Genomic DNA, 6,250 nt, shown 5'->3' with positions numbered 1-6,250 from the left:
CCTTTAATGTCACCCGTGACTTGATCACGGGGTCTAGTGAAAAGATGGATTACCGTGGTCAAGCCACGGTATGACATCGAGTATGTTTTTCTAGCCACACAATAATGCCTTAAATATACTTTTTAATTTAAATCTACAAATGTTATACAATCTTTTACTTCCTCATATCCATAATTCACATATAGCTAATTTATTTCACTATATTACTTTTCGTAGCGGGCTTGCTATTACTATAACTCTAAGCCTTAGCTTTATAACAGGTCCGATATTAATAAAATTTCTGCGATCTCTTCAAAAAAACGGTCAGCCTATACGTTCGGACGGACCTGAATCGCATCAAACAAAAGCAGGTACTCCGACAATGGGGGGCATTATGATTATTTTTTCTAGTTGTCTTTCTACTTTATTACTTGCTGATTTAACTAATAAATATATTTGGATTACGTTATTTGGTTTTATTAGTTTCGGTATTATAGGATTTATGGATGATTATGCTAAGGTAACTAAAAATAACCATTACGGGGTAAGAGGAAAAAGTAAACTTTTGCTGCAAGGAATTATTAGCTTAATCATATGTGTTTTACTAGAATATACCGATAAAAATCCAAGTCATTTACTTAACGTACCGTTTTTTAAAAATTTAAGTTTGGATCTTGGTTATTTTTATATAGTTTTTGCTATATTTGTTATAGTTGGCTCTTCTAATGCCGTGAATCTAACGGATGGGCTTGATGGTCTTGCTACCGTTCCTATTGCTTTTACTGCCGGTTCTTTTGCTTTAATAAGTTATTTAGTAGGAAATCTAATTTACTCGAACTACTTACAGCTAACCTATATACCGAATACCGGAGAGTTAACGGTGTTATGTGCGGGATTAGTCGGTAGCTGCCTTGGATTTTTATGGTTTAATGCACAACCGGCAGAAGTTTTTATGGGCGATACTGGTAGTCTAAGTCTTGGCGGTGTGCTTGGTATTATTAGCATCATTACTAAGCATGAAATAGTTTTAGCTATAGTCGGCGGCTTGTTTGTTATTGAAACGGCATCCGTAATTTTACAGGTATATTACTTTAAAGCTACTAAAGGAAAAAGAATATTTAGAATGGCACCGCTTCATCATCATTTTGAAAAATACGGCTGGGCAGAATCAAAAGTCGTAATAAGATTTTGGATTATTTCAGTCATATTTGCTCTTATAGGCTTATCATCCTTAAAATTACGTTAACTATACTCGTTTAATTTGAAAAATTAGCACAAAGTCTTATAAGCTCAATGATACTCACATATTATTATACTCTGCGTTCCTTGACTTATAGACTCCTTGCTCTTTTTCAAATTAAACTTCGTCTATCTACTTTTTATTTATCAAAAATACATTAACTTTCTCTTTGCTTTTGTACAAGAAATTTACTATAATGCCGACATTAATTTATAGTAGGTGTATGGCGTGGCTAAAGAAATAGATATAAATAAATTATTAGCACAAGAAAATAATGCTTTAAATACTATATTAGGCCAAGTAAACGAATTATGCGAACAAAATAAGAAGTTGCAAGATTTAATTGAAATACAAAATGAAACTAAAGAACTAGAAAAAGAACATAACAGATCGCTGCCTTGGTTTAAAAGATTTGTAAAAACAGTTTCTAATGTAAAGTATATTTTTATAAAAAGTGAAGAACAGTTAACAAATGAAGCAATAAAGTATAATAATAAAATATTAAAAGATATTGATAATAAGATATATAATATAGCGGAAAAATCTGCACCTTTAAAGCAAGAATTACAAGAAGAAATCGAAAAAAATTTTAAGGATTTAACAAAGAAAGATTTATCTAAAGATCAAAGAGAAAGATTATCGGAAGTATTTTTTAGTTATAAGAGGAAGCCTGAAAGATTCTCAACTCTACATATGACAAATCCCTTACAATGCATTAATGCTGAAGGACTAGAGAAACAATATAATTCTTTAAATGCTACAAAACAAAACATCCAAAATTTAATATCCGAAAATTCTAATATCAAAGAACTTAAAGAAATACAAAAACAGGTTGCTGAAATTAGGGAAGAAATATCTTATACATTTTTTGAAAAGTTAAATAATATTTGGCAAAATGTTAAAAATGTTTTTGTAAATAATAATGAGCAGGTTTTAGCAAAAAACAAAGAAAGTAATACTAGAACAATTAGAAAGATTGATGAACAATTATATAAAACGAAGCATAAATTTGAGGAATTAATTGAAAATAAAGAAAGAAATATTAATGATATAATTGCAAAGTTATCTGACAATGAGGAGTTACAAAAGATAGTAAGTAATCTTACAAATCACATGACTTCAAAAAAAGAACCAATATTAGTAAATTCGTCCCTAGCTAAACCTTTGGAAAATAATGTAACACCGCCTCCGCCTTTACCGGAAAATAACATTCCGCCACCGCCGCCTATGCCTACTATGGCTCCGGTTCAGACTGAGACATTATCTAAGCCTGTAGGAGCTACTACGGTTAAAAAACCGGAAAATCAACCACGTCCTTCTATAGATACTTCTGATTTAATGAGAGAAATAGCAGGACCAAAAAATCTAAGAAAAGTTGAAAAAACGGATGTTAAGGCACAAGATTCTAGAGATTTATTGCTGCAGTCCATAAGAGGTGAACACAAACTAAATAAACCTCAATTCTGGATTAGATAATTTTTAGATATAGCTGGTTTGTTAGATTTCATACAGTAAGCAACAAGAGTAGATAAGATATGGACGAAGGCATTCCAAATTGATCTATGTCTTGTATGTTCAAGTTCAAAAACCCCTTTAGTACACTAAAAACTGTTTCAATAATTGAGCGTTTGCGTAGTAAAATTTTTTCAATTAATGGTATAAGTTTATTCTTCATGTTCTTCTTTATCCCAGTTACCAACTTGATCTCTCTGACGTATAGTTCATCAAAAAGTTCTTGTTTTATATAGCATTTATCCCCAAACAACAATCCAGTAATACGTTTGGTTATTTCTGGCACTGGCACTCTATCATCTATGTTGCCAGGCGTTAGTTTTAAACCTTGAATCTCTCCAAGTTCATTAATATACGCGAGTTTCGTATTAAGATGCCTAAATTATGGTTAATGAATATGCTATAATGCTTATCCTTTCAAGGTTTGTAAGAGGTGTGACAAGTTTTACAATTTAATAGTTATAGTCAAAAAAGACAATTTACTAAAAATTTATGCAGTTTTAAGTACATTTAATAACAAAAACAATATTACTAATATCCTCGTAACCCAGTTACTATCAGCTATTCAGTTCCTCTATTAATACGAAACTCGCGTGATAGCAATAATAAAAACATATTACACCATATGTTACTTGGTAACCATAAAGGAAAAGGAGCAATAGCACTACTAGATTTTTTAGAGAGTAAATTAAATTCAGAAGATAAGTCAAGTTTCTCAAAATTGCTAAATGACTCAGATATAAATGGTCAAACAATATTACATTTTGCAACTGCTCTTGCAAGTACCATAGGTTACATTAAAATAGTTGAGTGGCTTATTGGGAAAATGACCCATGAGGTTATAAATGCTGGCGATAACAATGGAAATACAGCATTATATACTGCCGTTAAGGGAGGCAATGCTCAAATAATTAAGTTACTTATTAAAAAAGTAACTTATGATACTAACACAAATAAAGTTACTTCATATTTAGATTTGATATATTCTATAGGAAACAAAACACCTGTAGAACTATACGATGATAATGGAATAGTAAAACAGGAATTTTCTCAAATATTAAAACAGGCATTTGCGCTTCTAATGGAACCTAAAGTAATAAAGGAATCATATGATTTTGAGGGAATAATATACCTAGTACATTCGAAAGTAAATGAACTTGAACAGTCTGGAGTAAAGGGACTAATTGATAATAAATTACAAGAATTACAACATATACAAAAAGAAGTAGCTCATCAAGAACTTTCTCTCCCCCCTGACCCCACACTAGGAGAAAGCCATAATTCTACATCAGATGAAGTTAAAGATATGGGTGGTAGTTCTAGTTTACCCGCACAGCTTTAATCGAATAACAGGGCTTAAATACAGCCTGAATTAAGGGGAGTCTAAATAGTACTTTTACTTTGCTATTGGCTAAAGAAAAATATAAAAATTATTAGCGGGTCTGTCAGATTTTTTGTGTAAGTACGATTTCTCCATTTGCCCAATTTTGTAAATTAGTATCACAAAGTATAGCAAATTGATTTAAATCCATGGCCCAATTCTTAATAGGCATTGTCCATTTTTTAGAAGCATTTGTCAATGCTAAAAAGATTATTTTCTGAATCGATTTATCATCTGGAAATACGGGGGCGTCAGAAAGTTTGTGTAAGTTATAAAAATAGTTAAGAATAAAATTAATGTCCCCCTTCGGGGATAAGAAATCCCTCGCCTTCAGGCGAAGGGAAGATATAATGAAATTGCTTTAGCAATGAATTTATATCAAGAAACATGAGAAGTTATAGAAAGAATAGTCATAGTCAGTATGATTTAAAAGTACATCTTATATGGATACCAAAATATAGGAAGAGAGCATTGATAGGCAAAGTAGCGGAAAGGGCTAGAGATTTACTAAGGCAGATTTGTATGGAACATGAAGTATATATAATTTCAGGGAAAATATCATGTGATCACGTGCATATGTTTATCTCATATAAATCACAAATATCTCTTAGCAAGTTAGTACAGTATTTAAAAGGTAGTAGCTCAAGAATTTTATTGCAAGAATTTGCTCATTTAAGAAAACAATTTTGGGGCAATCATTTGTGGGCTAGGGGCTATATGGCGGTCAGTTCAGGTAATATAACTGATGAAATGATACAGCGCTATATTGATGAACAGGAAGGTGAACCTGTGAATGATGATCGATTTCTAATCGATTCCACTTTATAACCCCTCAGCTTATAGCTGAGGGTTCTTTAGTTAAAACAACTTACATGAGGCTAATATGAAGAATAAGAGTAAAGTATCAAATCCGACTATAGAAAAAGTAGTATCAGAAATACTATCACAAAGTGATCCATCTGAGATATTTGGCAAAGAAGGAATATTTCAGGAAATTAAAAAGCAGATAGTAAATAAGATTTTAGAAAAAGAAATGGAATCTCATATAGGTTATGAGAAGCATTCTAAGAATACCAAGGAGTCAGATAATAGACGTAATGGCAATTATGAAAAGACTCTAATAGATTCCGAGGGTCGTAAATTGATAGTAGAAGTGCCAAGGGATCGGGAAGGAGAATTTGAACCTCAACTAATTCCAAAAGGAGTAAGGAGATTTGAAGGATTTGATGATAAAGTAATATCTTTATATGCTAGGGGAATGACTATTCGAGAAATACAAGGGCACTTAGAAGAACTATATGCCACCAAAGTATCATCTGAGTTAATATCAAAGGTAACTGATGGCATTTTAGAGGAAGTTACTGCGTGGCAGAATAGAGCACTTGATAGTGTATATCCTATAATGTAGATTGTATTCATGTTAAGGCAAGAGACAATCATATAATAATAAATAAAGCAGTTTATCTAGCTATTGGCGTGAATATAGAAGGCAAGAAGGAACTATTAGGTATTTGGATAGGCAAGAATGAAGGATCTAAATTTTGGATGCAAGTAGTAACAGAACTGAAGAATCGTGGTGTAGAACAAATATATGTTGCGTGTGTTGATGGTCTTAAAGGTTTTCCAGAAGCAATAAATAGCATTTTCCCAAAAACCACAGTACAACTGTGTATTGTTCATATGGTAAGAAACTCTGTAAAATACGTATCATATAAAGATTTAAAATTGGTAACAGCTGATTTAAAGGCAGTTTATTCTGCAATAAATGAAGCAGAGGGATTAAGAGAATTACAAAATTTTGCTAAAAAATGGGATGAAAAATATCCAGTTATTTTTGATATATGGCAGAGAAATTGGTCTGGAATAGCTCCGTTCTTTAGCTTTCCGGAAGACATTAGAAAGGCGATTTACACTACTAATGCTATTGAATCAACTAACCGTCAAATTCGTAAAATTATAAAAAATAAGGGGGTATTTCCAGATGATAAATCGATTCAGAAAATAATCTTTTTAGCATTGACAAATGCTTCTAAAAAATGGACAATGCCTATTAAGAATTGGGCCATGGCTTTAAATCAATTTGCTATACTTTGTGATACTAATTTACAAAATTGGGCAAATGGAGAAATCGTACTTAC

The 6,250-nt window shown here is 31.8% G+C and carries 4 protein-coding genes and 3 pseudogenes; 5 read left to right on the top strand and 2 right to left on the bottom strand.

Going from position 1 to position 6,250, the window contains the following annotated elements:
- Positions 1-139: 139 nt before the first annotated feature.
- Together mraY and rickA are read left to right on the top strand one after the other, a co-directional pair.
- Positions 140-1,225 carry a phospho-N-acetylmuramoyl-pentapeptide-transferase gene (mraY, locus tag REIS_RS04775; RefSeq protein ID WP_008580142.1) on the top strand — a complete coding sequence of 362 codons (1,086 nt, stop codon included), beginning with the start codon at positions 140-142 and terminating at the stop codon, positions 1,223-1,225.
- Positions 1,226-1,447: 222 nt separating this feature from the next.
- Positions 1,448-2,599: pseudogene (gene rickA, locus REIS_RS04770) on the top strand (Arp2/3 complex-activating protein RickA); the annotation flags it as partial.
- Positions 2,600-2,676: 77 nt separating this feature from the next.
- Here rickA and REIS_RS04765 read toward each other — a convergent pair.
- Positions 2,677-3,083, bottom strand: a pseudogene (locus tag REIS_RS04765) (transposase); the annotation flags it as partial.
- A gap of 273 nt (positions 3,084-3,356) precedes the next feature.
- On the opposite strand from REIS_RS04765, the gene REIS_RS04760 reads away from it, so the two are divergent.
- A complete protein-coding gene (locus tag REIS_RS04760) occupies positions 3,357-4,073 on the top strand; it encodes an ankyrin repeat domain-containing protein (protein ID WP_008580139.1) in 717 nt (238 codons plus the stop codon).
- 103 nt (positions 4,074-4,176) lie between these two features.
- On the opposite strand, the gene REIS_RS16410 is transcribed toward REIS_RS04760, so the two are convergent.
- Complete coding sequence (locus tag REIS_RS16410; protein ID WP_008580138.1) at positions 4,177-4,311, bottom strand: hypothetical protein; 135 nt, start codon at positions 4,309-4,311, stop codon at positions 4,177-4,179.
- Positions 4,312-4,499: 188 nt separating this feature from the next.
- Between REIS_RS16410 and tnpA the strand changes: the two genes are divergently transcribed.
- Together tnpA and REIS_RS12600 are read left to right on the top strand one after the other, a co-directional pair.
- Positions 4,500-4,940 (top strand): IS200/IS605 family transposase, encoded by a 441-nt coding sequence (gene tnpA, locus REIS_RS04755; protein ID WP_008580137.1) that lies wholly within the window; start codon positions 4,500-4,502, stop codon positions 4,938-4,940.
- A gap of 55 nt (positions 4,941-4,995) precedes the next feature.
- Positions 4,996-6,250, top strand: a pseudogene (locus tag REIS_RS12600) (IS256 family transposase); the annotation flags it as partial.

It is taken from the genome of Rickettsia endosymbiont of Ixodes scapularis, assembly GCF_000160735.1.
Taxonomy (GTDB): domain Bacteria; phylum Pseudomonadota; class Alphaproteobacteria; order Rickettsiales; family Rickettsiaceae; genus Rickettsia; species Rickettsia tamurae.
This window is presented reverse-complemented; position numbering and strand designations above follow the sequence as displayed.